This window comes from Hydrogenophaga sp. (assembly GCF_025699295.1).
Classification (GTDB): domain Bacteria; phylum Pseudomonadota; class Gammaproteobacteria; order Burkholderiales; family Burkholderiaceae_C; genus Hydrogenophaga.
In genome coordinates this window covers 49,614-74,671 of sequence record NZ_JAILWB010000023.1, presented here as the reverse complement: position 1 = coordinate 74,671, position 25,058 = coordinate 49,614, and the positions used below count along the sequence as shown (strand labels likewise).

28 protein-coding genes are annotated in these 25,058 nt (G+C 68.9%); 8 read left to right on the top strand and 20 right to left on the bottom strand.

Annotated elements, in window-relative coordinates:
- A partial coding sequence (locus K5880_RS20520) for an SDR family NAD(P)-dependent oxidoreductase (RefSeq protein ID WP_297656882.1) occupies positions 1-424 on the bottom strand: 424 nt, incomplete at its 3' end.
- A gap of 28 nt (positions 425-452) precedes the next feature.
- Between K5880_RS20520 and K5880_RS20515 the strand changes: the two genes are divergently transcribed.
- From K5880_RS20515 to glk, 3 genes are read left to right on the top strand one after another with little or no spacing between them, the layout of a single operon-like run.
- Positions 453-1,571 carry an SAM-dependent methyltransferase gene (locus K5880_RS20515; protein ID WP_297656880.1) on the top strand — a complete coding sequence of 373 codons (1,119 nt, stop codon included), beginning with the start codon at positions 453-455 and terminating at the stop codon, positions 1,569-1,571.
- Positions 1,572-1,580: 9 nt separating this feature from the next.
- Positions 1,581-1,775 carry a DUF2905 domain-containing protein gene (locus K5880_RS20510; protein ID WP_297656878.1) on the top strand — a complete coding sequence of 65 codons (195 nt, stop codon included), beginning with the start codon at positions 1,581-1,583 and terminating at the stop codon, positions 1,773-1,775.
- Between the two features lie 23 nt (positions 1,776-1,798).
- A complete protein-coding gene (gene glk, locus K5880_RS20505; RefSeq protein WP_297656876.1) occupies positions 1,799-2,785 on the top strand; it encodes a glucokinase in 987 nt (328 codons plus the stop codon).
- A gap of 82 nt (positions 2,786-2,867) precedes the next feature.
- On the opposite strand, the gene K5880_RS20500 is transcribed toward glk, so the two are convergent.
- The 11 genes from K5880_RS20500 to K5880_RS20450 form a co-directional block, all read right to left on the bottom strand.
- The gene (locus tag K5880_RS20500; protein ID WP_297656873.1) at positions 2,868-3,308 is read right to left on the bottom strand and encodes a hypothetical protein; all 441 of its coding nucleotides are present in this window, start codon (positions 3,306-3,308) and stop codon (positions 2,868-2,870) included.
- Positions 3,309-3,375: 67 nt separating this feature from the next.
- Positions 3,376-4,284, bottom strand: a complete 909-nt coding sequence (locus tag K5880_RS20495; RefSeq protein WP_297656870.1) for a mechanosensitive ion channel family protein — start codon at positions 4,282-4,284, stop codon at positions 3,376-3,378.
- Positions 4,285-4,360: 76 nt separating this feature from the next.
- Positions 4,361-5,743, bottom strand: a complete 1,383-nt coding sequence (gene otsA / locus K5880_RS20490) for an alpha,alpha-trehalose-phosphate synthase (UDP-forming) (protein WP_297656867.1) — start codon at positions 5,741-5,743, stop codon at positions 4,361-4,363.
- A complete protein-coding gene (locus K5880_RS20485; RefSeq protein WP_297656865.1) occupies positions 5,743-7,557 on the bottom strand; it encodes a glycoside hydrolase family 15 protein in 1,815 nt (604 codons plus the stop codon). Before K5880_RS20485 ends, otsA begins: the two co-directional genes overlap by 1 nt.
- Positions 7,554-8,300, bottom strand: a complete 747-nt coding sequence (otsB, locus tag K5880_RS20480) for a trehalose-phosphatase (RefSeq protein WP_297656862.1) — start codon at positions 8,298-8,300, stop codon at positions 7,554-7,556. Before otsB ends, K5880_RS20485 begins: the two co-directional genes overlap by 4 nt.
- A gap of 105 nt (positions 8,301-8,405) precedes the next feature.
- Positions 8,406-9,698, bottom strand: coding sequence for a multifunctional CCA addition/repair protein (locus K5880_RS20475; protein WP_297656860.1), 1,293 nt, complete (start codon positions 9,696-9,698; stop codon positions 8,406-8,408).
- Between the two features lie 61 nt (positions 9,699-9,759).
- Positions 9,760-10,266 carry a DinB family protein gene (locus K5880_RS20470; RefSeq protein WP_297656857.1) on the bottom strand — a complete coding sequence of 169 codons (507 nt, stop codon included), beginning with the start codon at positions 10,264-10,266 and terminating at the stop codon, positions 9,760-9,762.
- A 3-nt stretch (positions 10,267-10,269) separates the two neighbouring features.
- Positions 10,270-10,959: a glutathione S-transferase family protein gene (locus K5880_RS20465; protein ID WP_297656854.1), complete on the bottom strand. Its 690-nt coding sequence runs from the start codon at positions 10,957-10,959 to the stop codon at positions 10,270-10,272.
- 134 nt (positions 10,960-11,093) lie between these two features.
- Positions 11,094-11,420 carry a metal-sensitive transcriptional regulator gene (locus K5880_RS20460; protein ID WP_297656851.1) on the bottom strand — a complete coding sequence of 109 codons (327 nt, stop codon included), beginning with the start codon at positions 11,418-11,420 and terminating at the stop codon, positions 11,094-11,096.
- Positions 11,421-11,522: 102 nt separating this feature from the next.
- The gene (locus K5880_RS20455; RefSeq protein ID WP_297656848.1) at positions 11,523-12,476 is read right to left on the bottom strand and encodes a complex I NDUFA9 subunit family protein; all 954 of its coding nucleotides are present in this window, start codon (positions 12,474-12,476) and stop codon (positions 11,523-11,525) included.
- Positions 12,473-14,518, bottom strand: coding sequence for a transglycosylase SLT domain-containing protein (locus K5880_RS20450; RefSeq protein WP_366883321.1), 2,046 nt, complete (start codon positions 14,516-14,518; stop codon positions 12,473-12,475). The genes K5880_RS20455 and K5880_RS20450 overlap by 4 nt, the downstream gene beginning before the upstream one ends.
- A 9-nt stretch (positions 14,519-14,527) precedes the next feature.
- On the opposite strand from K5880_RS20450, the gene K5880_RS20445 reads away from it, so the two are divergent.
- The gene (locus K5880_RS20445) at positions 14,528-15,178 is read left to right on the top strand and encodes a 5-formyltetrahydrofolate cyclo-ligase (protein ID WP_297656845.1); all 651 of its coding nucleotides are present in this window, start codon (positions 14,528-14,530) and stop codon (positions 15,176-15,178) included.
- Between the two features lie 38 nt (positions 15,179-15,216).
- Here K5880_RS20445 and K5880_RS20440 read toward each other — a convergent pair whose 3' ends face one another.
- The gene (locus K5880_RS20440) at positions 15,217-16,083 is read right to left on the bottom strand and encodes a DMT family transporter (RefSeq protein ID WP_297656887.1); all 867 of its coding nucleotides are present in this window, start codon (positions 16,081-16,083) and stop codon (positions 15,217-15,219) included.
- Positions 16,084-16,137: 54 nt separating this feature from the next.
- A complete protein-coding gene (locus tag K5880_RS20435) occupies positions 16,138-17,166 on the bottom strand; it encodes a LysR substrate-binding domain-containing protein (protein ID WP_297656842.1) in 1,029 nt (342 codons plus the stop codon).
- Between the two features lie 125 nt (positions 17,167-17,291).
- On the opposite strand from K5880_RS20435, the gene K5880_RS20430 reads away from it, so the two are divergent.
- A complete protein-coding gene (locus K5880_RS20430) occupies positions 17,292-17,804 on the top strand; it encodes a DUF2917 domain-containing protein (protein ID WP_297656839.1) in 513 nt (170 codons plus the stop codon).
- On the opposite strand, the gene K5880_RS20425 is transcribed toward K5880_RS20430, so the two are convergent.
- Positions 17,801-18,169: a TfoX/Sxy family protein gene (locus K5880_RS20425; RefSeq protein ID WP_297656837.1), complete on the bottom strand. Its 369-nt coding sequence runs from the start codon at positions 18,167-18,169 to the stop codon at positions 17,801-17,803. The genes K5880_RS20430 and K5880_RS20425 overlap by 4 nt on opposite strands.
- 50 nt (positions 18,170-18,219) lie before the next feature.
- Between K5880_RS20425 and K5880_RS20420 the strand changes: the two genes are divergently transcribed.
- From K5880_RS20420 to K5880_RS20410, 3 genes are all read left to right on the top strand, one after another.
- Positions 18,220-18,849: a TetR/AcrR family transcriptional regulator gene (locus K5880_RS20420; protein ID WP_297656834.1), complete on the top strand. Its 630-nt coding sequence runs from the start codon at positions 18,220-18,222 to the stop codon at positions 18,847-18,849.
- Between the two features lie 74 nt (positions 18,850-18,923).
- Positions 18,924-19,904, top strand: coding sequence for an MBL fold metallo-hydrolase (locus tag K5880_RS20415; RefSeq protein ID WP_297656831.1), 981 nt, complete (start codon positions 18,924-18,926; stop codon positions 19,902-19,904).
- A 66-nt stretch (positions 19,905-19,970) separates the two neighbouring features.
- On the top strand, positions 19,971-21,248 hold the full coding sequence (locus K5880_RS20410; RefSeq protein ID WP_297656828.1) for an anion transporter: 1,278 nt from the start codon (positions 19,971-19,973) through the stop codon (positions 21,246-21,248).
- 3 nt (positions 21,249-21,251) lie between these two features.
- On the opposite strand, the gene K5880_RS20405 is transcribed toward K5880_RS20410, so the two are convergent.
- From K5880_RS20405 to K5880_RS20385, 5 genes are all read right to left on the bottom strand, one after another.
- Entirely contained in the window at positions 21,252-22,019 is a 768-nt protein-coding gene (locus K5880_RS20405) for an amino acid ABC transporter ATP-binding protein (RefSeq protein ID WP_297656825.1), read from the bottom strand.
- Positions 22,006-22,656, bottom strand: a complete 651-nt coding sequence (locus K5880_RS20400) for an amino acid ABC transporter permease (RefSeq protein ID WP_297656822.1) — start codon at positions 22,654-22,656, stop codon at positions 22,006-22,008. The genes K5880_RS20405 and K5880_RS20400 overlap by 14 nt, the downstream gene beginning before the upstream one ends.
- On the bottom strand, positions 22,649-23,320 hold the full coding sequence (locus tag K5880_RS20395) for an amino acid ABC transporter permease (RefSeq protein WP_297656819.1): 672 nt from the start codon (positions 23,318-23,320) through the stop codon (positions 22,649-22,651). The genes K5880_RS20400 and K5880_RS20395 overlap by 8 nt, the downstream gene beginning before the upstream one ends.
- 129 nt (positions 23,321-23,449) lie before the next feature.
- Positions 23,450-24,244: a transporter substrate-binding domain-containing protein gene (locus K5880_RS20390; RefSeq protein WP_297656815.1), complete on the bottom strand. Its 795-nt coding sequence runs from the start codon at positions 24,242-24,244 to the stop codon at positions 23,450-23,452.
- Entirely contained in the window at positions 24,241-25,011 is a 771-nt protein-coding gene (locus tag K5880_RS20385; RefSeq protein WP_297656812.1) for a GntR family transcriptional regulator, read from the bottom strand. Before K5880_RS20385 ends, K5880_RS20390 begins: the two co-directional genes overlap by 4 nt.
- Between the last annotated feature and the right edge of the window lie 47 nt (positions 25,012-25,058).

Sequence of the window (25,058 nt, the reverse complement as noted above, 5' to 3'; positions counted from 1 at the left end):
ACTCGGCGTGCGCGTGCAGCGCCTGCGCCAGCAGCACGGCCGCACCGGTGTTGGCGCGCAGGTGCCGCTCCAGCGCGGCGAAGCCGAAGGTCTGTGCGCTGTCGTGTTCGAAGGTGGAGGCGCTGTTGACGACGGCATCCACCGCGCCGAAATGCGCCACCACGGCGGGCAGCAGGGCGTGCACGCTGGCCTCGTCGCCGAGGTCGGCAAAAAACGCGCGCGCACTGCCGGGCCGGCCGCCACGGGTTTCGCAGTCGGTGGCGGTCTGTTGTGCCTCACTCGCGGAGAGGCGGTGGTGCACCGCCACGTTCCAGCCCGCCTGTGCCAGCGTGAGCGCGATCTCGCGGCCCAGGCGCCGGCCCGCCCCGGTGACGAGCACGGTGCGCGCGGGGGTGGCTGGAGAAGCGGGGGCGTCGCTGGGCATGAGGGACAATCCGGGGGTGCGGACCCCCATGGCAACAGAACACGAGAGTTTAACGACGAGCCCCCTGCGGGCGCGGATGGGCGAGGCCATCGCGCAAGCCGGTGGCTGGCTGTCGTTCGACCGCTTCATGGCGATCGCGCTGTACGAGCCCGGTCTGGGCTACTACGCCAACGCCACGCCCAAGTTCGGCCACCTGCCCGAGAGCGGCAGCGACTTCGTGACCGCGCCCGAACTCACGCCGCTGTTTGGCCAGATGCTGGCGCGCCAGGTGGCGCAAGCGCTGAGCGCCACCGGCACCGACGAGGTGTGGGAGTTCGGCGCCGGCTCCGGCGCGCTCGCGCTGCAGGTGATCGAGGCGCTTGCCGCGCTGGGCCAGCCGCTGCGGCGCTACACCATCGTCGACCTCTCGGGCAGCCTGCGCGAGCGCCAGCGCGCCACGCTGGCCGCGCACGCGGCCGTGCTGCATTGGGCCGACGCGCTGCCGGACACCCTGAGCGGCGTGGTGCTGGGCAACGAGGTGCTGGATGCCATGCCGGTGCAACTGCTCGCGCGCGTGAACGGCGCATGGCACGAGCGCGGCGTGGCGCTGGACGCCGCCGGTGTCCTCACCTGGGTGGACCGCGCCACCGCGCTGCGCCCGCCGCTGGAGGTGCCGGGCGAACACGACTACCTGACCGAGATCCACCCGCAGGCCGAGGCCTTCGTGCGCACCCTGGCCGACCGCCTGTGGCGCGGCGCGGCCTTTCTGCTCGACTACGGTTTTCCCGAGGCCGAGTACTACCACCCGCAGCGCAGCACTGGCACGCTGATCTGCCACCGCGCGCACCGCAGCGACGACGATCCGCTGCGCGACCTGGGCGGGAAGGACATCACCGCTCACGTGAACTTCACCGGCATTGCCCTGGCCGCGCAGCACTCCGGCCTGGACGTGATCGGCTACACCAGCCAGGGCCGCTTCCTGCTCAACTGCGGCCTGATCGAGCTGGCCCGGCAGGCCGATGCGCGGCAGAACGCGATGATGCAGAAACTGGTGAACGAGCACGAGATGGGCGAACTCTTCAAGGTGCTGGCCCTCGCGCCCACAGCCAGTACCGATGGCTGGGTACCGCTGGGATTTGCCGCGGGCGATCGCTCGCACAGGCTCTGAGGCACCACGATGATTCGCTGGATGATCGTCATCTTTCTGGCCCTGCTGCTCATCAGCTGGTTCACCCCGCTGCTGCAGAGGCTGGGCTTAGGCCGGCTGCCGGGCGATGTCCGCTTCAAGGCCTTCGGCCGCGAATGGAACCTTCCGTTTGCCAGCACCATCCTGCTGAGCATGGTCGCAACCTTGATCGGCTACCTCATCTGAGCCCCACTCCGGAAACCCACCTGATGCCGCCCAGCCCCGCCCCGCCGAACAGCGCCCGCGTGCTCGCCGACGTGGGCGGCACCAACGCGCGCTTCGCCTGGCAGGCCGGCCCCGGCGCGCCATTGACCGACGTGCGTGTGCTCCCAGGCGCCGATCACCCCACGCTGCAGGCGGCGTTGCGTAGCTACCTCGACGGCCTCGGCCGGGGCGCGCCGGGGGCGGTCGCCATCGCCATTGCCACCCCCATCACCGGCGACCAGGTGAGCATGACCAACCACCACTGGTCGTTCTCGCAGGCGGCGGTCAAGGCCGAGTTCGGCCTGCGCACGCTGCGCCTGCTCAACGACTTCACCGCGCTCGCGCTGGCCTTGCCCGATCTGCCGCCCGATGAGCTGCGCCAGGTGGGTGGCGGCACCGCGCTGCCCGATGCGCCCCGCGCGCTGGTGGGTGCCGGTACCGGCCTGGGCGTCTCCGGCCTGCTGCCCGATGGCGCCGGGGGCTGGGTGCCGCTCGAAGGCGAGGGCGGCCACGTCACGCTGCCGGCGGCCACGCCGCGCGAACGCCTGGTGATGGACGGCCTGGTGCGCCGCTATGGCCACGCCTCGGCCGAGCGCGTGTGCAGCGGCCAGGGCCTGCTCGACACCTTCACGCTGCTGTGCGAGGCCGACGACGCGATCCCCGGCGACATCGACACCGCCGCCGAGGTGAGCGACGCCGCACTGCATGCCGGCCAGCCGCAGGCGCTTGAAGCCCTGGGCATTCTCTGTGCCATGCTGGGTTCGGTGGCGGGCAACCTCGCGCTCACGCTCGGCGCGCGCGGCGGGGTGTACGTGGGCGGTGGCATCGTGCCGCGCCTGGGCACCTGGTTCGACGGCTCGCCGTTTCGCGAGCGCTTCGAGACCAAGGGCCGCTTCAAGCCCTACCTGGGCGCCATACCCGTCTGGGTCATCACCTCGAAGCAGTCGCCCGCGCTGCAGGGCGCGGCGCGCGCGCTCGACGGGGCGCGCTGAGCCCGGGAGCGGGCACTGCAGCCAACGAAGACCGGCCGGGTTCAACGCCACTTTCGCCACTGGCGGGTGACCGCAGCGCGGTTCAGTTGTCTTCCAGATTCCAGCGGAAGCCGCAGCGCTTGCAGCACACCGGCAGCAGTTTCGGGGTCGCGGTGGGCTGCCGTGGCGTGGCATCCTGCAGCTGCAGCATGCCGTAGGCCTGGCATTGCGCGCAGTTGGCCTGGTTGGCCATGTCCTCGGCATGCATGAGCAGGTAGAGGTAGCGGCGCAGCGCCCACAGGGACACGCCGGCGCTGACCACCACGAACGCGGTGTTGAGGAGTTTGTCGTTGCTGCTGGCGCCCTGGAAGGCTTCGAAGCTGGCGATCAGGGCGACGACGGCGAACAGCGCGAGCGCCATGTGCGCGTGGCTGGAGAGCAGTTCGCGTTCGTACCACTTGCGAAAACCCACCTGCCGGATGCCGTCCGCCAGCGTTCGGTTGAGGGGGTTGGTCGCGGCCATGGCGGTGGTGGATGTGTGCATCGCATCGTGGCACAGCCGCCCGCGCCGCGCCAGTGCGGCGTGCGATGGCCTTCCCCAGAACCGGGGATCAGTGCGTGGCGGCGGGTTGTTGCAGGTGGAAGGCGGGGGCCTGGCCCTCGCGGTCCTGGCCCGCGTACACGGTGAGGTGCGGGTAGGGGATCTCGATGCCCTTGGCGTCGAACGCCGCCTTGACGCGGCGCAGGTACTCGCGTCTCACGCCCCACTGCTCCAGCGGCTGGCAGCGGAAACGGCAGCGGATGACCACCGCCGAGTCGGCCAGGCTGTTGACGCCGGCGATCTCCAGGTCGGCTTCGATCTTCTCGCTCCAGGCCGGGTCCGAACGCATCTGCGATGCCACGTCGCCCATCACGGCCATCACGTCGTCCACGTTCTCGCGGTAGGCCACGCCGATGTCCATCACCGCATTGCTGAAGCCGCGCGTCATGTTGATCACCGTGCTGATGGTGCCGTTGGGCACGTAGTGCACGTTGCCGTCGTAGTCGCGCAGCTGCACGTAGCGCAGGGTGACGACTTCCACCACACCCGCGTGGTCACCCACCTGCACCACGTCGCCCTGGCGGATCTGGTTCTCCAGCAGCAGGAAGAAGCCGGTGAAGTAGTCCTTCACCAGGCTTTGCGCACCAAAGCCGACCGCCAGGCCAACCACCCCCGCCGCGCCGAGGATGGGCGCTACCGAGACGCCGAGCTCGGCGAGCACCAGCATGCCGGCAATCAGGCTCACGATCACCGCCACCAGGTAGCGGATCACGCGCCCCAGGGTCTCGGCGCGCTTGGATGCCTCGCGGTCGTCGAGGCGGTTGGCGATGCGCTCGCGCAGGGTGCGCACCGCACGCTGCAGCACCAGGGTGAGCAGCCAGGCGGCCACGAGGATGACCGTGATGCGGATGGCAACGGTGGCCAGACCGCCGAAGCTGGCCCACCAGCGGGTGGCGATGTCGATGAATTGCTCGTTCATGAAAAGATCCTCTCGAAATGGCAATAAAAAGGCAAAGCGGGCGCCGGCCTCACGGCCAGCGCCCGCAGCGAGGGGTTCAGGGAGCGGGGACGTTGGCGAGCGCGTTGAGGAAGCGCTCGCGCCACCAGTGCACGTCCTGCTCGCGCACGCGCGTGAGCAGCGACTGGTGGCGTCGCTGGCGCTCGTCCAGCGGCATCTGCAGCGCGCGCTGGATGGTTTCGGCCGTGCGCGCGATGTCGTAGGGGTTGACCATCAGGGCTTCGGCCAGCTGTTCGGCCGCGCCCGCAAAGCGCGAAAGCACCAGCACGCCCGGGTCATCCGGGTCCTGCGCGACCACGAACTCCTTGGCCACCAGATTCATGCCGTCGCGCAGCGGCGTCACCAGCGCCACGCTGGCCGCGCGGTACAGGCCGGGCAGGCGCTTTCGTGCCACATTGCGGTGGATGTAGCGCACGGGCATCCAGTCGAGTTCGCCGAAGTTGCCGTTGATGGCGCCACACAGGCTTTCGAGTTCCTGGCGCAGCGCGGCGTAGGCGTCGACCGACTCGCGGCTGGGCGCGGCGATCTGGATCAGCGTGGCACTGCCCACGTTCTCGGGGTATGTCTGCAGCAAGTGGCGGAAGGTCTTGAGGCGCTGCGGCAGGCCCTTGGAGTAGTCCATGCGTTCCACACCCAGCAGCAGGCGGCGGCGCGAATACTCGCCCTTCATCTGCGCGTACATCTCCTGCGATTCGCGGCCCTGGCCGAGCGCCTGGAATTCGTCCACGTCGATGCCGATGGGGAAGGCCTGCACCTGCAGGGTCTTGCCGAAGGCGCGGAACTCGTGCTCGCCCAGGATGTCGGCCGATGTTTCCGTGCCCACGTAGCGCGAGAAATGCGCCACGTCCGCGTCGCTCTGCAGACCCACCAGGTCGTAGGCGAAGAGTGTGCGCACCAGCCAGTCGTGCTCGGGCACGGCAGCCAGGATCAGGGGCGGTGGCAGCGGGATGTGCAGGAAAAAACCCATGCGCTGGCGGCAGCCCATGGCGCGCAGCTCGGCGGCCAGCGGCATCAGGTGGTAGTCGTGCACCCAGATCACGTCATCGGGTTGCAGCAGGTTGGCCAGCTTGCGCGCGAACATGTGGTTCACGCGGCGGTAGCCGCCGATGTAGCCCGCGTCGAAGTCGGCCAGGTCCAGCCGGTAGTGGAACACCGGCCACAGCACGCCGTTGCTGTAGCCCAGGTAGTAGCTGTCGTGGTCCTCGCGGCTGAGGTCGACCGTGGCCAGTTGCACGTTGCCCGCCGTCTGCAGGTGCAGGTCACCTTCGCCGGGCGTGCCGTCTTCCACGATCTTGCCGCTCCAGCCGAACCACAGTCCGCCCGAGGCCTCCAGTGCCTGGCCCACGGCCACTGCGAGTCCGCCCGAGGCCGGCTTGCGCGGGTCGGCAATGCGGTTGGAGATGACGACGAGGCGGCTCATCAGATGACGGAGTCCCAAGGGGCCGAGAGCCGCACGGCGGCGTTGATGATGCCCACCATCGAATAGGTCTGCGGGTAGTTGCCCCACATCTCGCCGGTGGCGGCGTGGGTGTCTTCCGAGAGCATGCCCAATGGGTTGCGTGCGGCGAGCATGGTCTCGAAAATCGCACGCGCCTCGTCGGCCCGGCCGATGCGCGCGAGCGCGTCGATGCGCCAGAAGGTGCAGATGTTGAACGCGGTCTCGGGCTTGCCGAAATCGTCCGCGGCCTCGTAGCGGCGCATGAAAGGGCCGTCACTCAGGTGCTCCTCCAGTGCCTGGACGGTGGACACGAAGCGCGGGTCCATCGGATCGATCAGACCGACTTCGGCCATCAGCAGCACGCTGGCGTCGAGATCGCGCCCGCCAAAACTCTCGGCAAAGGCCTGGCGCTCCTCGCTCCAGGATTCGCGCAGGATGCGCTCGCGCATGGTGTCGGCCCGGCCAGCCCAGTAGGCCGCGCGACCGGGCAGCTCCAGCGTGCGCGCGATCTTGCCCAGGCGGTCGCAGGCGGCCCAGCACATCAGCACCGAACTGGTGTGCACGCGCGCGCGGGTGCGCAGTTCCCACATGCCGGCATCGGGCTGGTCGTGCACGCGCAGCGCCTGCTCGCCCACCGCCTCCAGGCGTTCGAATTCGGCCAGGCCGGCCGGGCGCAGCAGGCGCCGGTCGTGGAAGGATTGCGCCGCGGCCAGCACGATGTTGCCGTACACGTCGTGCTGGAAGTGTTCCTGCGCCTGGTTGCCCACACGCACCGGCCCCATGCCGCGGTAACCCGGCAGGGTGTCGCAGATGCTCTCGGGCAGTTCGCGTTCCAGCCCGATGCCGTGCAGCGGCTGCACGTGGCCCCCTCCCGCGCCCACCACCACGTTGGCGAGCCAGCGCAGGTAGTCCTCCATGGTGCCGACCTCGGCCAGGCTGTTGAGCGCGCGCACGACGAAGAAGGCGTCGCGCAGCCAGCAGTAGCGGTAGTCCCAGTTGCGCTGCGTGCCCGGCGCTTCAGGAATGCTTGTGGTCATCGCGGCGACGATGGCACCCGTGTCCTCGAACAGCGAGAGCTTGAGCGTGATGGCCGCGCGGATCACGGCGTCCTGCCACTCCAGCGGCAGCGCCAGGCGCTGGCTCCAGCCGCGCCAGTAGGCCAGGGTCTCCTGTTCGAAATGTCGCGCGGTGTCGCCGATGCCGTCGGCCATGGTCTCGTCGGGGCCGAGCAGGAAGTTGTGCTCGCGTGTGAGCAGGAAGGGCGTGCGTGCGAGCAGGTGGCTGACCGAGGCGTCGGTGTGCAGGCGCAGCGTGAGGTTGTCGGCAACGAAGCGGATGTGGTTGCTGCCGGACGTGATGGTGGGCGTCTGTCGCCCCCAGCCGAAGCGCGGGGCAAGGTGCACGCGGATGCGCGGCGTGCCCTTGAGCGGGCGCACGCGGCGCACCAGTTGCATGGGCCGGAAATAGCGTCCGCGCGCAAGGAATCTTGGCGCGAAATCGGTGATTGCAATGCCGTTGCCGTCGTGGTCCCACAACTCGGTGGTGAGTACCGCGGTGTTGGGCTCGTAGTGCTGGTGCGCTTCTGCGAGGTTCTCGATCTCGATGGCGAACGAGCCCTGCTCGGCCCCGTCGCCGCCGAGCAGGGCGTTGAACACGGGGTCGCCGTCGAAACGGGGCAGACAGCTCCAGACCATGCGACCGTGCGGGTCGATCAGCGCGCTGATGGCGCAGTTGCCGATCACACCCAGCGAAAGCGAGGGCGGGGCCGGAGGCGCGAATCCGTGGCTGGGCTTCATGGCGCAGTGCTGGACGCCAGCAAGCTGTCGGCCAGCCAGGCGCGCAGGGCCTCCGGATGCGCGCAGCGGTGGTGTGCCCGGGTCGGGCCGTCGCCCACCTTGATGCCGATGCCGCCCAAGCGCTGAACGAGCTCGAATCCCGCCTCGTCGGTCACGTCGTCACCAGCGAAGACCGGCACGCGACCCGCGAACGGAGCCTCCTGCATGAAGGCCTCGATGGCGGTGCCCTTGTTTACCCGGTTCGACTTGACCTCGACCACCGCCTTGCCGCGCAGCAGTTGCAGGCCCGGCTCGTCGGCGATGGCTCGCGCCAGGGTGTCCTCGCACAGCACGGCGAGCGAAGGCGCGAGACGGTAGTGCAGGGCCATCGAGGTTTGCTTGCGCTCCAGCAGCAGGCTGGCGTGGCGTTTCGCCAGGTGTTCGGCCGCGGCAATGGCGCGCGCCAGGCCCTTGGGCCGTGTGGTGGTGGCCACGCCACCCTGCCGGGACAGGCGCACGGCACCATGCTCAAAGGCCGCGGCCCAGGGCCAGGGCGAGGCCAGCATGGGTTCGAGGTCATCGCGCGCGCGGCCGGTGACGAGTGCCAGCGCGCCATCGAGCCGCAGGTGCAGGTGGTGCAGCAGCTCCACGAGCGCGGGCGGAACGCGCACCGCATCCGGCCGCTGGGCCAGATCGGCGAGCGTCCCATCGAAATCCAGAAACAGCGCGGACCGTTCGGCCTGCAGTCTTGGTAGGGTGCTCATGGGCCCTGTACCGTACCAGACCTGGCGCCGCGCAGGAACAAGTGCCGATTTGTCCCACCCCTCGGGTGCGAGACTGCGGTGCCGCTTGACGGGCGCCGCCTGGCCTCAATGGGCGATGTCGTCGTGCCCCGCCTTGGCCAGACCCTGGGCCACGGCGGCGATGCGCTCGCGCTGAATCCGCTCGCCCACACGCGGCCCTGTCAGGCCATCGGCCTGGGCCTGCGCCGCCACGCTGGCCGTGTCGACCGAACGGGCCCACGCCAGGGCCTCGGCCAGGCGCCGACCTTGTGGATAGGCTTGTTCGCCCATGCCCAGACGGCCGCGCGCGTCACATTCGCAGGCCTGCAACACCTCGAGAAAGCGCGCCGGCTTGCGCAGCGCGTCGCATCGCTCCAGCAAGCGCACCAGGGCAGCCGCGGCGAAGTCGCCGCTGCGGTGGATGTTGCCGTGCTCGCGCGCCACCACATCGGCGATCTCGCGGCACTCCACCGGCACGCGCAGGCGCTCGCATACGCCCTTGAGAAGACGCGCACTGCGCTCCTCGTGGCCGATGTGGCGCGGCAACGCATCGGCCGGTGTCGTGCCCTTTCCCAGGTCATGGCACAGGCATGCAAAGCGCACGGTGAGCGGCGCGGCCAGGCGCGCGCTCATGTCGAGCACCATCATCAGGTGCACGCCGGTGTCGACCTCGGGATGGTGTTCCGCGCGCTGGGGCACGCCCCACAGCCGATCCACCTCGGGCAGCAGCCGCGCGAGCGCGCCGCAGTCGCGCAGCACCTCGAACAGACGGCTGGGGCGCTGCTCCATGAGCCCGCGCGAGAGTTCCTGCCAGACCCGTTCGGCCACGAGGTGGTCGACCTCGCCGCCGTCCACCATGCGGCGCATCAGTGCCATCGTCTCGGGTGCCACCGTGAAATCGGGAAAGCGCGCGGCAAACCGCGCCAGCCGCAGGATGCGCACCGGGTCCTCCGCGAACGCACCGGTGACGTGGCGCAGCACGCGATCGCGCAAGTCGCGCCGGCCACCATGCGGGTCGATCACCGTGGCCGTGGCCGGGTTGTCAGCCTCCTCCTGCGCGACCGCCATGGCGTTGATGGTGAGGTCGCGCCGCGCGAGGTCTTCTTCCAGCGTGACGCCGGGCGCGGTGTGAAAGGCGAAGCCGTGATAACCCGGCGCTGTCTTGCGCTCGGTGCGCGCGAGCGCGTATTCCTCGCGCGTCACCGGGTGCAGGAAGACCGGGAAATCGCGCCCAACGGGCAGAAAACCCGCGGCGGCCATGGTCTCCGGCGTGGCGTCCACGACGACCCAGTCGCGGTCGATGTGCGCGATCCCTGGCGCACCGGACTGGCGCGCCATCAGCGCGTCGCGCACCGCGCCGCCCACCAGATAGGTTTTCATGCGGCGAGTTTAGGCGGTGCGGTCCACGGTTGCCGGGGTGATTCTCCCGGCTGCAGTGACATCAGTCGCGTGCAGGTGCCCGTGCAGCGTGGACCTTGCCAAGCAACCACTGCAGCCCGGAAAGGTGTTGCTGGTCGTGACTGCAGAGGTAATGCACCAGGCTGCGGAAGGTGACGGGGCCATAGCCCTCGAATACCGCGCCGCGCTCAAGCTGATCGGGCGCCAGTCCGGCCAGGATCTCAATGGTCTGCATGCGCGCGGCACGAAATGCGGCCAGCGCCGTCGCCGCATCTGCAGCACCATAGGCGCGCTCCTCGACCAGTGCGTCGGTGTCAAGGGACGTCAGCGTCGGATGGGCTTCGTTCAGCGTTCGGTGGAATCGCACGTGGTATCCGTCGATTTCGATGTCGCGGACATGGCAGACCTGCTCGATGGCGGTCAGGGGCTCGCTGGGCACGCCGACCCAGGAGGGCGGTACCCAGTGCGTGAACCCTGCCGGGAAGGCCGAGTAGTGCGCTTCCAGCTGGTCTGGAAAGCTTTTCAGCGAGGCGATCGTGATCCCGTTCATCGATCAACGGCCCAACCGGTACGGTTCGTCGAAGGCGATGAAGTCGTGCTCCACCAGGGCCGCGTCCACCCACGCCTTGACGCCCGGCAGCGCGCTCACCCGCGCCACATAGGCGTCGAGATCGGCGGGAACGGGCAGGCCGTAGGTGCGGATGCGCATGCATACCGGAGCGAAGTAGGCGTCGGCGATGCTGAAGTCACCAAACAGCAGGCCACCGGCCGGCTGGGCCGCGAGCAGTTCGCTCCACAGCCCGCACAGTCGCGCAACGTCGGCGCGCACCCCGGCCTGGTCGCGCCAGATCAGACGGCCGGTCTCGGACAGGGAGGCCTCGATGTTCATGGGGCAGTGGTTGCGCAGGGCCGTGAAGCCGCTGTGCATCTCGGCGCAGACGCTGCGCGCCCGAGCCCGCGCCTTCGTGTCGGTGGGCCAGAGCTGTTTGTCGGGGAAACGTTCGGCCAGGTATTCGGCAATGGCCAGCGTGTCCCAGATGACGAAGCCATCGTCGACCAGCACGGGCACCTTGCCCAGCGGGTTGACCTCGCGAAGCCGCTTCTTGAAGGCCGAGTCGACATCGAACGAGTCGAAGCGGACCATGACTTCCTCGAACGCAATGCCTGCCTGCTTCATGAGCACCCAGGGGCGCATGGACCAGGACGAATAGTTCTTGTTGCCGACGTAGAGCTGCAATGCCATGAAAAGGATCTCCTGAAAAACCGGGCTCCATGGTAGGGCGTTGCGGCTGCGTCATTGATGCCAAAGCGGCAGGCGATTGATTCCCGCGGCAGCCTGCTCCGGGAACCGTGTTCGCCGTGTGATGAATGAGTGCTTTAGGCGTATTTTTCGAGAATCCGCGTCGAGCGCTCCACTTCGCGGAATGTGGTCACTTCGGAGTCCGACACCGACACCGCTTCCATCACCGAGCAGGCCATCATGCGGTAGAAGGCCTTGTCCATCGCCTTGCGCGCAGCAGCCATCTGTTGGGCCACGTCTTCACAGCCCCGCCCGCTCTCGACCATGTCGATCAGGCCGCGCACCTGACCTTCGATGCGCTTGAGGCGATTGACCACATCGCGGTGGTGTTCCGGGCGGTTGGACGAAACCCTGTACGTGGTGGGCGCCTTGCGGTTCGGGCTTCTTTCGGGCTGGCTGGCCATGGGGACTCCTGTCGGTTAAAGGTATTCATTTTGGAGGCACGCCGAGTGTGCCAAAAAAATACCCCCCGCGTCCGCCCATCCGTCAGAAGATGGGTGGGCGGTTCAGCGGCCCGCGCCGTGTCGGTAGCCCAGCAACTGGCTGCGCACGCCGCGCTGGCCCAGATAGGTCGGCGCCACGCTGTGCACGCTGGCCGGGGTGACGCCCAGTGCCGCCAGGCCAGGCCACTGGTGCGTGGCCACGTTGTCGACCGACATTGAGGCCAGGTTGTCACGGCTCATCAGCGGCTCGCCCGGCGCGAGCTCCATGACCCGGGCCTGCAGGCGGGCCAGGAAGTCGGGCAATGGCCAGACAGGGCGCTCCCGGCTGCCATGGCGCCCGGCCAGGCGCACCAGGTCGGCCAGGGTCAGCACGTCCGGCCCGGCGCATTCGAAGGTCTGGCCCACGCTGCTCATGGGCAGGTCGTGGTCGCGCAGGGCGGCCACCACGGCCCGGGCCACGTCCTCGACCCACACGGGCTGGAAGCGCGCACCGGCGCCCGCCAGCGGCACCACGGGCAGCACCGCCTGCAGGCGCGCGAACAGGTTGAGGAAACGGTCGCCGGCGCCAAACACCACGCTCGGGCGCAGGATGGTCAGGTCCAGTCCCGCGCCGCGCAGCACTTCCTCGCCACGTGCCTTGCTGCGCTGGTAGCGGGAGGGCCCGTCCAGGCTCACGCCGAGCGCGCTGATGTGCACGATTCGCCGCACGCCGTCGGCGGCGCAGGTCTCGGCAAGGGACAGCGGCAGCTCCACGTGCACGCGCTCGAAATCGTCCTCGCTGCCGTGCAGGATGGCGACCAGATTGACCACCGCGTCGTGCCCGGAGAGCAGGTCCAGCAACTGCGCCGGGTCGTGCACATCGGCCTCGATCACGGTCACGCGGGGCAGGTGCTGCACCGGGGCCGCGTTGAGGGCGCGCCGTGTGGGCACGGTGATGCGCCAGCCCTCGCGGTGCAGCTTCTCGCAGACGTGGCGGCCGATGAAGCCCGTGCCGCCGAGGACGAGGATGTTCTTCATGGCAGTTCGGTGTTGATGGCTTGCGCCGTGGCAGGGCGGGGTCCCACCACGCCCAGGCGCGCGCGCAGGGACTGTGGCTTCCCGGTGATCAGCGCGGCGTAGTTGGTGGTGTTGGCCAGCACTCGCTTGACGTAGTCGCGTGTCTCCTCGAAGGGGATGTTCTCGGTCCATATCTCGCCGGCCAGCACCGGGCCGTTGCGCCACTGGCGCGAGCGGCCAGGCCCGGCGTTGTAGGCTGCGGCGGCCAGCGGCAGCGAGCCTTCGAAATCGTCCAGCGCGAACTTGAGGTAGGCCGTGCCGATCTGGATGTTGGTGTCGCGGTCGTTGATCTGGCCGGGCCTGAAGTTGCTCAGGCCGATCTTGCGCGCGGTCCAGCGCGCGGTGGCGGGCATCACCTGCATCAGGCCGGAGGCGCCGACGCCCGAGCGTGCCTCGGTGACGAAACGGCTTTCCTGGCGGATCAGGCCGTACACATAGGCCGGATCCAGGCCGATCTCGCGCGCACGGTCGGTCACCTGGGTGCGGTGCGGCGTGGGAAAGCGCTGGGCGTGGTCCTGCGCGAGCGGCGTGCGCAGGCTGGTGTTGATGCAGCGGTCCCACAGTTCGTTGCGGCACGCCAGATCGGCCGCGGCGAGCAGCTCGCGCTCGGCCATGCCGCCGGTGTCTTGCAGGGCCACGGTGTAGTGCCACTCGCGCACGCCTTCGCTGCGCAGGCCCAGGCGGATCGCGGCGAGGGCGCGGCGCAGGCCCGGGTTGTCCCGCGCGGCGGCGGTTTCCTCGGCGGTGAGCGGGGCAGGTGGGGCGGGCACGTCGATGGGGCGCCCCAGTTCCTCGAGCGCGAGCTGTTCGTAGAAGTCGCGGCTGGAAGCGATGGACTCGAACAGGACATGGGCCTGGGCCGTCGCGGCGGCCGGGTCAGGCAACTGGAGCGCCTGCAGCGCGCGCGCCTTCCAGTACACCCAGGCGGGCTCGCGCTGCTGTGTCTCGCTCATGGCGTTGACGGCGTCGCGGACCGCGCCCCAGGCACCCGCGCGCATGCCGGCGCGCGCCTTCCACGCCAGGTGGTCGTCGTCCATGTAGCGCTCTTCGCCATGGGCAAACCAGGCCAGCGCCTCGCCCTGGAGCTTCTGGGCCGAGCGTTTGCCGATCACGCCCCAGGCCCAGCCGCGCTCTTCCTGCGTGAGCTGTGCCTTCCAGCGTGTGCGCTCCATCTCGAGCGCGGCGGCCGCGGGATCGCTGAAAGCCAGGCGGATGATGGCCAGCGTCACCATTTCCCGGGTGCGCGCGCGCAGGGCGGTGATGCGCTCGTCGAGATACTTCGCCGGATCGCGGGCAATGTCTTCCACCTGCGGTGCGAGTTCCGGGTCGATCATGGCCACGGCCTGCGCGGCCACGCGCGGGCGGTTGGCGTCCATGGCCAGCTGGGCCCGCTGCCACACCACCTGGGGTTTGAGGTGTCCGGCATCGAGCAGTGTCTGCGCGGCACTCGCGCAGCCGTCGTCGGCCTCGCGCTGCGCCAGCCAGTTGGCCTGTACCAGGGGCGCGACCACCTCGGGCGGCGTGCGTCCGGTGGCCATGTCGCGCGTCAGCGCGTAGCACCGCACCTGGCGGTCGTCGTTCATGCGAAAGCGCGGCAGCTCGGCTTCGAAGTTCGACCAGTCGCGCGCCTTGCCCAGCAGCAGCAGCCAGTCGTTGCGCAGGCGGTCCTCCCAATAGCTGCCGGGCATGCGGGCCAGCGCCGCGCGAATCTCCGCCGGGCTGGCCAGTTCGAGGCGTGTCCTGGTGTCCCAGTAGATGGCCAGTGGCTCAAGCACATGGCCGCGCACGGCGGGCAGCAGGGCACCGAGTTGCGCCGGGTTGTTGCGCCGGAAGGCCTCGCGCATGTCCAGCAGCGCGGCGTCGCCCGCGGCCGTCTGGGCCCAGAGCGGGGCCGGCAGCGCCAGCACCGCCATAATCAGTCGCATGCCCAGCAGCGCACGCAAGCCCTGCATGCGCTGGCCGATCCACTGCGAACGCCCCTGTTTTGCACCCACCGTTTTCATGTATCGATTATGGACAACAAAGACGGCCAGAGTTCCCGCAAAGCCCCTTTCACACACCCTGAAGGATCGGCGGCGGCGCTCAAGGCCGGCTGGCGCAAGTCGCTGATCGAGAAGCGCCAGGCGCTGGCGGACCGGGCCTGGCGCAACGACCTGCTGCAGCGGGTCATGCGCGTGTGGTTGATCCACCGGCCCGACGCGGTGATTGGCGCGTACTGGCCGATCAAGGGTGAATTCGACCCGCTGCCGGCGCTCTTCCGCTGGCAGGAAGCCGGTCTGGAGGAGGACGTGCAGGGGCAGCAGCGGCACCGGCGCATCGGCCTGCCGGTGGTCAACAAGGTCGACAAGACGCTGACCTTCTACACCTGGTATCCGGGCTGCCCGATGGAAGAAGACGCCTACGGCATTCCCAAGCCCAAGGACACCGAGATCATCGAGCCCACGCTGATCTTCGTGCCCTGCGTGGGCTATGGTCCCGGCGGTTTCCGGCTCGGTTACGGCGGCGGCTTCTACGACCGCACGCTGGCCAGCCTGAGCCCCAAACCCTTCACCGTGGGCCTGGGTTACGACTTCGGCTACCTGCCCGATCTGGCGCCCGAGCCGCACGACGTGCCGCTGGACGCGATCCTCTCCGACACCGGGGTGATGTGGCCGATGAGGTAGAGCCCCCACGCTCGTTCGCTTGGCGCTGGCGTGGTGTTTCAGGGGTGCTCGGCGCTGGCGTGCACTTCGGTGATGCGCTTCTCGCGCCGCACCAGGTAGAGCCCGCTGCCGATGATGATGGCCGCGCCGAACCAGGTGTGTGGCGCCGGCAGCGTGTGCCAGATCAGCCAGTCCAGACCGACGCCCCAGGCCAGCGCGCTGTATTCGAACGGCGCCACGGCAGAGGCCTGGCCGTGGCGGAAGGCCTCGGTGATGGCGAGCTGGCCGCCGAAGCCGGTAATGGCCAGCGCCAGCAGCAGGGGGGCGTCGGTGCGCTGGATCGCTACCCAGTCGGGCAAGGCCAGCGCGCCCGCGCCGAGCGACATCAGCACCATCATCCACAGCACCAGGCTCTCGCTGCTGTCGGTGCGGCTGGCGAGCCGCCCGGCGATGGCGGCGATGGCGTAACACAGCGCCGCGCCCAGCGTGGCCAGGCCACCGAGCGTGACGAAACCGGTCTGCAGTGCGTCACCACTGGGGCGCAGCGCGATCAGTACGCCCACGAAACCCACCGCGATGGCCCACCAGTGCGCGGCGGGCACACGTTCCTTGAGCACTGGCACCGACAGCGCGGTGATCAGCAGTGGCGCGATGAAGAACAGCGTGTAGGCGGCCGACAGCGGCAGTTCGCGCACACCCATCGTGAACAGCGAGAGCATCAGGATGCCGAGCACGCCGCGCAGCAGGTGCAAGGGCCAGCGCACCTGCCAGATGCGGTGCCACGCGCCGCGCCAGGCGATGTAGAGCAGCACCAGGGGCAGCGCGGTGAGTCCGCGCAGGGCCGCGATCTGCAGCACCGGGTAGCGCGCAGAGAGCGCCTTGAGCACGGCATCCATGAGTGCGAAGAAGCCCACTGCCGCGAGCATGAAGACGATGCTGCGCAGGTTGCCGGAGGCGAGGCGGTGCGAGGTGAACACGCGCTAGTCGATGTTGTCGACCGTGTCGGGGTCGGGCACGTCGCCGATGGCCTCGCGCGTGGCCGCGGCCTGCTGCAGCAGCCAGTCGCAGAAAGCTTTCACTTCCGGGCGCTGCAGGCTGCGCGGCGCCACCATCATCCAGTAGGCCAGTGGAGAGTCCAGCCGCGCGTGAGGCAGCGGCTCCACCAGTGCACCGCTGGCCAGGCTCTCGGCCACCAGCGGCAGGCGTGCCAGCGCCACGCCCTGACCAGTGAGCGCGGCCTGCACGATCTGGTTGGCGTAATTGAAGTACATCCAGCGCTGTGGCGAGAGCCTGGCCTGCGCGGGGACCCGTGAGCGCTTGCCGGCAGGCGCGGACGGCGGCGCGCCGTAGGTGTCGAGCCAGCGTTGCCAGGTCAGCCATTCCAGGTGGCGCGTGCGGTGCGCGTCGCCCGCCTCGATCAGCGCGCAGTGTGCGAGGTCCTCGACCCGGTGGATCGGGTGGGACTGGAGCAGCCATGGGCTGGCCACGGGCGTGAGCTGCTCGCCGAAGAGGCGCTGCGCGCCGGCCGGAACGACCTGCGGCACGGCGTAGCGCAGGGCCAGGTCCACGTCGGAGGTGGCCAGATCCACCGCGTTGTCGCTCGCGTCGATCCGGATGTCGATGTCCGGGTGGTCGCGCTGGAAAGCCTCCAGCCGCGGGATCAGCCACATCGAGGCAAACGAGGCCCAGGTCGTGATGGCCACGCTCTTGCGGCCCGCGCTCTGGCGGATCTGCCGCACGGCGGCGTCCACGCGTTCGAGTGCCATGCTGGCCGCACGCAGCAGTTGCGAACCCGCGCTGGTGAGTTCGACGGCGCGCGTGTGACGCAGAAACAGCGCTGTGCCGACCTCGTCTTCCAGTGCCTGGATCTGTCGACTCACTGCGCTTTGCGTGAGCGAGAGTTCTTCGGCCGCGGCACGGAAGTTGAGGTGCCGCGCGACCGCTTCGAACGCGCGCAGGTGCCCGGCGGCGATCGGGCGGGTGCGGGGATGGCTGCTCGTCAGCTGCATGGAGGCTCCGGACATTGATGCGGGAATCGAATCAATAGCTTATCGCCATTTCATTGGACGACAAGGGGATACGCCGCGAACATTGATGCCCAGGATGAGCCATCGTCCTCTTTCAGGAGTTACCCATGAGCACCCGTTCCGCCTCTCTTCCCCTTGTGTCCTCCGACCGCGTCGCCAGCGTGGCAGCGGCGTGCGGCTGGCGCCTGGACGCGCGCCGGGCTATGACCCTGCGCCCGCACGTGCCCAGCCGCCTGCAGATCACCCAGGGCAGTGCATGGGTGACGCTGGGCCTGCCGCACCAGGGTGCCGGCAACGAGTCCGGCGACCATGTGCTGGAGGCCGGCGAGAGCCTGGAGGTGCCCGCCGGCGCGCGCCTGGTGATGGAGCCCTGGCCCCTGGCCGGCGCAGGCGCCGCTCCGGTGCGCTTCGACTGGCGTGCCGAGTCCGAGGTGCAGCCCGCCGAACGGCCGGGGCGCTTTGGCCGCGAGGTGGTGGTGCCTTCGCGCGAACTCGCAGAGGCGCTGGGTCAGGCCGGCTGGGCCTTCCTGCGGTTGCTGCGCGGTGTGTTCGGCTACAGCGAATACCTGGTGGCCGGGCGCGGCAGGGTGCTCACACCGTTCGAGTCAAACCCCCCTTAAGGGCGTCGTCCGCGCGTGGCCCGCTTCTTCGGCTTGCGCGCCGTCACTGCGGCCTCCAGCGCCAGCCGCGCCCAGGGCAGCATGAGGGCGGGCGATTCCAGCGCTTCGTCCGGGGGCGTGTGGTAATGCAGCTTCATGGGCTTGCCCTTGGCCTCGTAGATGAAAGGGCGGGCTCCGGCGGCCAGCCAATGCGGCTCGGTCTCGGCATTCGTCTTCAGGAAAAGCGTGTCCCACGCGATGATCGCGATGTTCATGCCGTCGACGGCAATGCCCCAGCCGCCGAACATGCGCTGGGCCACGCAAGGGCCGACGCCAGACAACAGTTCGCAGGCGTGCAGGACGAAGGGATCGACCGGTTTGACCATGGCGCGATCTTAGGGCGTGTCGACGGACCCTGGTCCGGCAGAATGCAGCGATGGCCCGTCCGAAATCCGCCACCCACGATCTCAAGCGCGATCAAATCCTCGACGTGGCGGCGCGCTGCTTCGCCGCCCAGAGTTTTCCCGCCGCGAGCATGAACGACATCGCCACCGCCTGCGGCACCAGCAAGGCGCGGCTGTACCACTACTACGAGAGCAAGGAAGCCATCCTGTTCGACCTGCTGGACCGCTACACCCAGCGCCTGCTCGCCCTCATCGGCGAGGCCGAGGCGCGCGCGCAGCGCAAGAACCTGAGCGAACGCGATGCCCTGAGCGAGCTGGTGCGCGCCTTTCTCGCCGAGTACGAAACCTCGGCCACGCGCCACGTGGCGCTGGTGTCAGACACCAAGTTCCTCGGCGCGGTGCAGCGCACGCTCATCGTCAACCGCCAGCGCGACGTGGTGGCTGCCTTCACCCGCTTCATCCGGCGCGCCTACCCCGAGCGCGTGACGCCGGCCAACCAGACGGCGCTGACCATGATGCTGTTCGGCATGATCAACTGGACCTTCACCTGGCTGCGCCCCGGTGGGCCGATGAGCTACGGCGCCTTCGCCGACGAGGTGGTGGTCATGCTCGAACGGGGGCTGGGCGGGGCCGGCCAGGGGCCCCATTCCCCCCCATCGTGAGCGGAAATGCAGTTTACGGATGCGTAATCGATTTCGTTTAGTTAAAATCCCGGCTTCCCCACACGGAGACCCCCATGAGCAAAGCCTTTGCCTCCCAGGCCGACCTGGCCGACAAGAAAACCACCTTTGAACAGCTGAGCCCGCACTGCTGGGCCTACACCGCCGAAGGCGACCCGAACTCGGGCGTGATCATTGGCGAGAAGTTCATCATGGTGAGCGACGCCACGGCCACGCCCGCCATGGCGCAGGACCTGATCAGGCAGATCCGCACCGTCTCCGACAAACCCATCAAGTACGTGCTGCTGACCCATTACCACGCGGTGCGCGTGCTGGGCGCGGCCGCCTACCAGGCCGAGGGCGCGACCGAGGTCATCGCCAGCCGCGGCACCTATGAACTCATCGTCGAGCGCGGCGCCGAAGACATGCAGAGCGAGATGGAGCGCTTTCCGCGCCTGTTCCGCGGCGCCGACACCGTGCCCGGCCTGACCTGGCCCACCCTGGTCATCGGTGACGGCCAGCCCGGCCGCCAGGGCAGCCTGGAGGTGGACCTGGGTGGCGTGAAGGTGCAGATCTGGCACCCGGGCCCGGGCCATACGCGCGGCGACACCATCGCCTGGGTGGAAGAAGAAAAGGTGTTGTTCAGCGGGGACCTGGTGGAGTACGAAGCCGGCGTGTACACCGGCGACGCACAACTGGAGGAGTGGCCCGCCACGCTGGAAGCGCTGCGCGCGCTCAAGGCCGAGTACATCGTGCCGGGTCGCGGCGAAGCCATGAAGGGCAACGCCGACGTGAACAAGGCGCTGGACTATACGAAGCGCTGGGTCACGACGCTGTTCCAGGCCGGCAAGGAAGCCGCCGCCAGCAACATGGACCTCAAGGCCGCCATGGCCCATACCCGCAAGAGCATGGACCCGGTCTTCGGCCACGTGTTCATCTACGAACACTGCCTGCCGTTCGACGTCAGCCGCGCCTACGACGAAGCCAAAGGCATCAAGAACCCGCGTATCTGGACCGCCGAGCGGGACAAGGAAATGTGGGCAGCCCTGCAGGGCTGAGCGGCCCCGCATCGACCAGCCGCCTTCGGGCGGCTTTTTCACGCGCGCGCTACGATCGCGCCCAACATGCCCACCGCTGCCGCCACCTTGCACCCCACCGCCACCGACTGGGGCATCGTCGCGGTCTTCGCCCTTGTCTACCTGGGCATGTTCCTCGGCGGCCTGCCGCGGCTGAAGCTGGACCGCTCGGGCGTGGCGCTGCTGGGCGCCATCGCGGTGATCGGCTTGAGCGGCCTGCCGGTGGAAGACGCCGCGCGATCGATCGACCTGCCCACCATCGTGCTGCTGTTCGCCTTCATGCTGGTATCGGCGCAGATGCGCCTGGGGGGCTTCTATGCCGCGGTGACGCGCCGCGTGGGCGCCATGCCTCTGCCGCGCAGCGGCTTGCTGGCCGCGCTGATCTTCGTGGCCGGCGCACTCTCGGCGGTGTTCTCCAACGACATCGTGTGTCTCGCCATGACACCGGTGGTCGCGCGGCTGTGCCTGCAGCGGGGCCTGAACCCGTTGCCCTTCCTGATCGGCCTGGCCTGTGCCGCCAACATCGGTTCGGCCGCGACGCTGATCGGCAACCCGCAGAACATGCTGATCGGCTCGGTGCTGCAGCTGCCGTTCGGTGGCTATGTGCGGCAAGCGCTGCCGCCGGTGCTGATCGGGCTGGTGTTGTTGTGGGGGTGGCTGGCGTTCGGGCCGGGGGCGAAGGCGGGGGCGGGGAGCCCTCACCCCCACCTTCTCCCGGAGGGAGAGGGTGTGAATGCAGAGCCCGCGTTCGATGCCTGGCAGACCACCAAGGGGCTGATGGTGGCCGGTGCGCTGCTGCTGATCTTCCTGTTCACCGACTGGCCGCGCGACGTGGCCGCGCTGGTGGGCGCGGGCGTGCTGCTGCTCAGTCGCCGCCTGCACTCGGCGCATGTCATCGGCCTGGTGGACTGGCCCTTGCTCATCCTCTTCATGGGCCTGTTCGTGGTGAACCACGCGTTCGAGACCACCGGGCTGGCCGCGCAGGCGGTGGTCTGGCTGGGCACGCAAGGTGTGCACCTCACCGATCCGGGGCCGCTGCTGGTGGCGGGTGCGGTGTTGTCCAATCTGGTGTCCAACGTGCCGGCCGTCATGCTGCTGCTGCCACACCTGGCGGGCAGCGGTGAACAGGCCGGCGTGATGCTCGCGCTGGCCACCACCTTCGCCGGCAACCTGCTGCTGGTGGGCTCGATCGCCAACCTGATCGTGGCCGACCTGGCGCGCCGGCAGGGCATCGAGATCGACTGGAAACGGCATGCGGTCACCGGTATTCCGGTGACCTTGCTCACGCTGGTGGTGGTCTGGGGCTGGATGCGCTTCGTGGCGTGACGCTCAGTGGATCGACGAGAGGAACTGCTGCAGTTCCGGTGTCTCGGGTGAACCGAACAGCTTCGCCGGCGGCCCCATCTCGTGCACGCGGCCCTGGTGCATGAAGATCACGCGGTCGCTGACCTTGCGCGCGAAGCCCATCTCGTGCGTGACCATCAGCAGCGTCATGCCCTCGTCGGCCAGCGACTCCACCACGCGCAACACCTCGCCCACCAGCTCGGGATCGAGCGCGGAGGTGATCTCGTCGCACAGCAGCACGCTGGGTTGCATGGCCAGCGCGCGCGCGATGGCCACGCGCTGCTGCTGGCCACCCGAGAGCTGATCCGGGAAGGCGTCGAACTTCTCGCCCAGGCCCACGCGCTGGAGCAACTGGCGAGCGCGCTCGGCGCCTTCGGCCGGCGCGGTCTTCTTCACCAGGCCGGGCGCGAGCATCACGTTGCGGCCCACGCTCAGGTGCGGAAAGAGGTTGAAGTTCTGGAAGATCATGCCCACGTGCTGGCGCAGCTCGCGCATGGCGGCGGCGTCCTTGTGCAGCAGCGGCTTGTCGTCCACGGTGAGCGAGCCGGCCTGGAATTCCTCCAGCCCGTTGATGCACCGCAGCAGCGTGCTCTTGCCCGAGCCGCTCTTGCCGATGATGGCGATCACCTCGCCGGCCTTCACCTGCAGGTCGATGCCCTTGAGCACCTCGTTGCTGCCATAGGACTTGCGCAGCTGCCGGATGTCGACGATGGTGCGCACGGCGGTGGTGGCGGGCGCGTCAGCGGTTTCCATTGAGTTTCCTCTCGAGTGTTCGGGCGTACAGGCTGACGGGGAAGCACAGCGCGAAGTACATCAGGGCCACGCAGCTGTAGACCAGGAAGGGCGCGAAGGTGGCGTTGGTGATCATGGTGCCGGCCTTGGTGAGTTCGACGAAGCCGATCACCGAAGCCAGCGCCGTGCCTTTGACCACCTGCACCAGGAATCCCACGGTCGGTGCGATGGCGATGCGCGTGGCCTGCGGCAGGATCACGTAGCGCAGCTGTTCGACGAAGCTCAGCGCCAGGCTCTGCGAGGCTTCCCACTGGCCCCTGGGCACCGCGGCCACGCAGCCGCGCCAGATCTCGACGAGGAAGGCGCTGGTGTAGAGCGTGAGCGCGACCGAGGCGGCCGTCCAGGCCGAGGTCTCGAAGCCGAACAGCGCCAGGCCGAAGTAGGCCAGGAAGAGTTGCATCAGCAGCGGTGTGCCCTGGAACAGCTGCACGTAGCCGCTCACGAAGGTTTCCGCGCCGGGCCACTTCGCGGTGCGCGCGACCAGCAGCGCCATGCCCACGATGCCGCCGCCGACGAAGGCGATCAGCGACAGCGCCACCGTCCAGCGCGCGGCCAGCAGCAGGTTGCGCACGATGTCCCAGAGACTGAAATCAACCACGGCGGCCTCCGAACAGGTAGCGCGGGCCGAGCCAGTTCAAAAGGCCGCGCACGCCGATGGACAGCAGCAGGTAGATGCCCGTGGCCACGATGAAGGCTTCGAAAGCGCGGAAGTTGCGGCTCTGGATCAGGTTGGCCGCGTAGCTCAGTTCCTGCGTGGAGATCTGCCCGCACACCGCCGAGCCGAGCATGACGATGATGATCTGGCTGGTGAGCGCGGGCCAGACCTTCCTGAACGCGGGTGGCAGCACCACGTGCAGGAAGGTCTGCATGCGCGAGAGCGCCAGGCTGGCCGCGGCCTCCAACTGCCCCCTGGGCGTGGCTTCGATGCCGGCGCGGATGATCTCGGCCGCATACGCGCCCAGGTTGATCACCATGGCGATGACGGACGCGATCTCGGGCGTGAGCTTCACGCCCGCGGCCGGCAGGCCGAAGAACACGAAGAACAGCTGCACGATGAAGGGTGTGTTGCGGATCAGCTCCACATAGGTCGCGGCCAGCCAGCGCAGCGCCAGCGGGCCGTTGCTGCGTGCCCACGCGCAGGCCGTGCCCAGCAGCAGGCCGATCACCGCCGAGATGGCGGTCAGGCCCAGCGTCCAGAGCACGCCCCGGGCCAGCAGCGGCCACTGCGCGAGCACGGCCGGGAAGTCGAGTTCGATGCCCATGGTGTGTTCCTCAGACTCGCGCAGCAGCCCAGCGTGGGAGCAATGGGCCAGCCGCCGGGCCGCTCCCAAGGCAGGCCCAGCCTCCTTGGGGGGCAGCGACCCGCGCAGCGGTGGAGCGTGGGGGCGCCATCATTCCGGCAGCGTGCCGGCCGGACGACCCAGCCATTTTTTGGCCATGGCATCGATGTCGCCCGACTTCTTGGCCGCCGCGATGATTTCGTTGACCTTCAGGCGCAGCGCATCCTCGCCCTTGGCCACGCCGATGAAGTTCGGGCTGTCTTTCAGCAGCAGCTTGTACTCGGCGCCCAGTGCGGGGTTGCGCTTGATCATGTTGTCGGCCACCGAGACGCCGGTGGCGATGAACTGCGTCTGCCCCGAGACGAAGGCCGAGACGGTGGCATTGTTGTCCTCGAAGCGCTTGATGTCGGTGCTGGCAGGCGCGACCTTGGTGAGCTCCTGGTCCTCGATGGCACCGCGCGTCACCGCCACCGACTTGCCGCCCAGGCCGCTGAAGTCGGCCAGTGCGCTGCCCTTGGGGCCGTAGACCGCCTGGAAGAACGGCGAGTACGCGGCGGTGAAGTCGATCACCTTCTCGCGCTCGGCGTTCTTGCCCAGCGTGGAAATCACCAGGTCGGCCTTCTTCGTCTGCAGGTAGGGAATGCGGTTGGCGCTGGTCACGGCCACCAGTTCGACCTTCACGCCAAGCTTGCTGGCAATGTAGTTGGCCGTGTCCACGTCCAGGCCCTGGGGCTTGAGGTCGATGCCGACGAAGCCGTAGGGCGGAAAGTCGGTGGGCACGGCGATCTTGATGAGCTTGTTCTTCATCACGTTATCCAGCGCCGACTGGGCGTGGGCATGGCCCAGGCCCAGTGCGGCCACGAGGGCCGCGGTGTAGGCGAGGAAGGCGCGTTTCGAGGGGGTCATAGCAGGGCTCCTAGGTAGGTTTCACGGGTGGGGGTGGACGGGGGCTTCTTGCCGCCGCGCTTTCTGGCGGACGCGGCAGCGGTGGAGGGGGCACTGGCCTCGCGCACCGGCGCGAGCGCCTCGCGCAGGTCGGCCAGCGGGTCGCTGGGCGTGCCCAGGCGAAGCGCGGCCTGCACCTGGCCGATGTGCGCGGCCATCAGGCGCTCTGCGGTGGCGGTGTCGCCCCGCTCCAGCGCGGCGACGATGTCGGCGTGGTCCTGGCAGGACTGCACCGCGTCGTGGTTGCTCTGGTACAGCATGGCGATGAGCGTGGTGCGGGCGGTGAAGTCGCGCAGGGTGTCGGCCAGCAGCTGGTTGCCCAGGCATTCGGCCAGGCAGACATGGAAGTCGCCCAGCAGGTAGCTCCGCTGGCCGACGTCATCACCCTTGAGCGCGGCCTGCTCCTGCCGCAGGTGCTGGCGCAGGCGCCTGATGGCCGTCTTGTCGATGTGCGGTGTGCCGCGGATGAGCCCGGTTTCGATCACGCGCCGGGCCTCGAAGGCCTCGCGCGCCTCGGCGTGCGAAGGCTGCACCACATACCAGCCGCGGCGCGAGCTCACGGTGACGATGCCGCGCGCGGCCAGGCGCACGAGCGCCTCGCGCACCAGCGTGCGGCTGCAGTCGAACAGCATCGACAGGCTTTGTTCACCCAGCCGCGTGCCCGGTGCCAGACGCTGGGCGAGCACGGCTTCGATGATGCGTCGGGCGATGTCGGTGGAACTGACCATGTGGGACCTTTGCCGACCCTTCATGCGAATTCCGTGCCATGTCCATA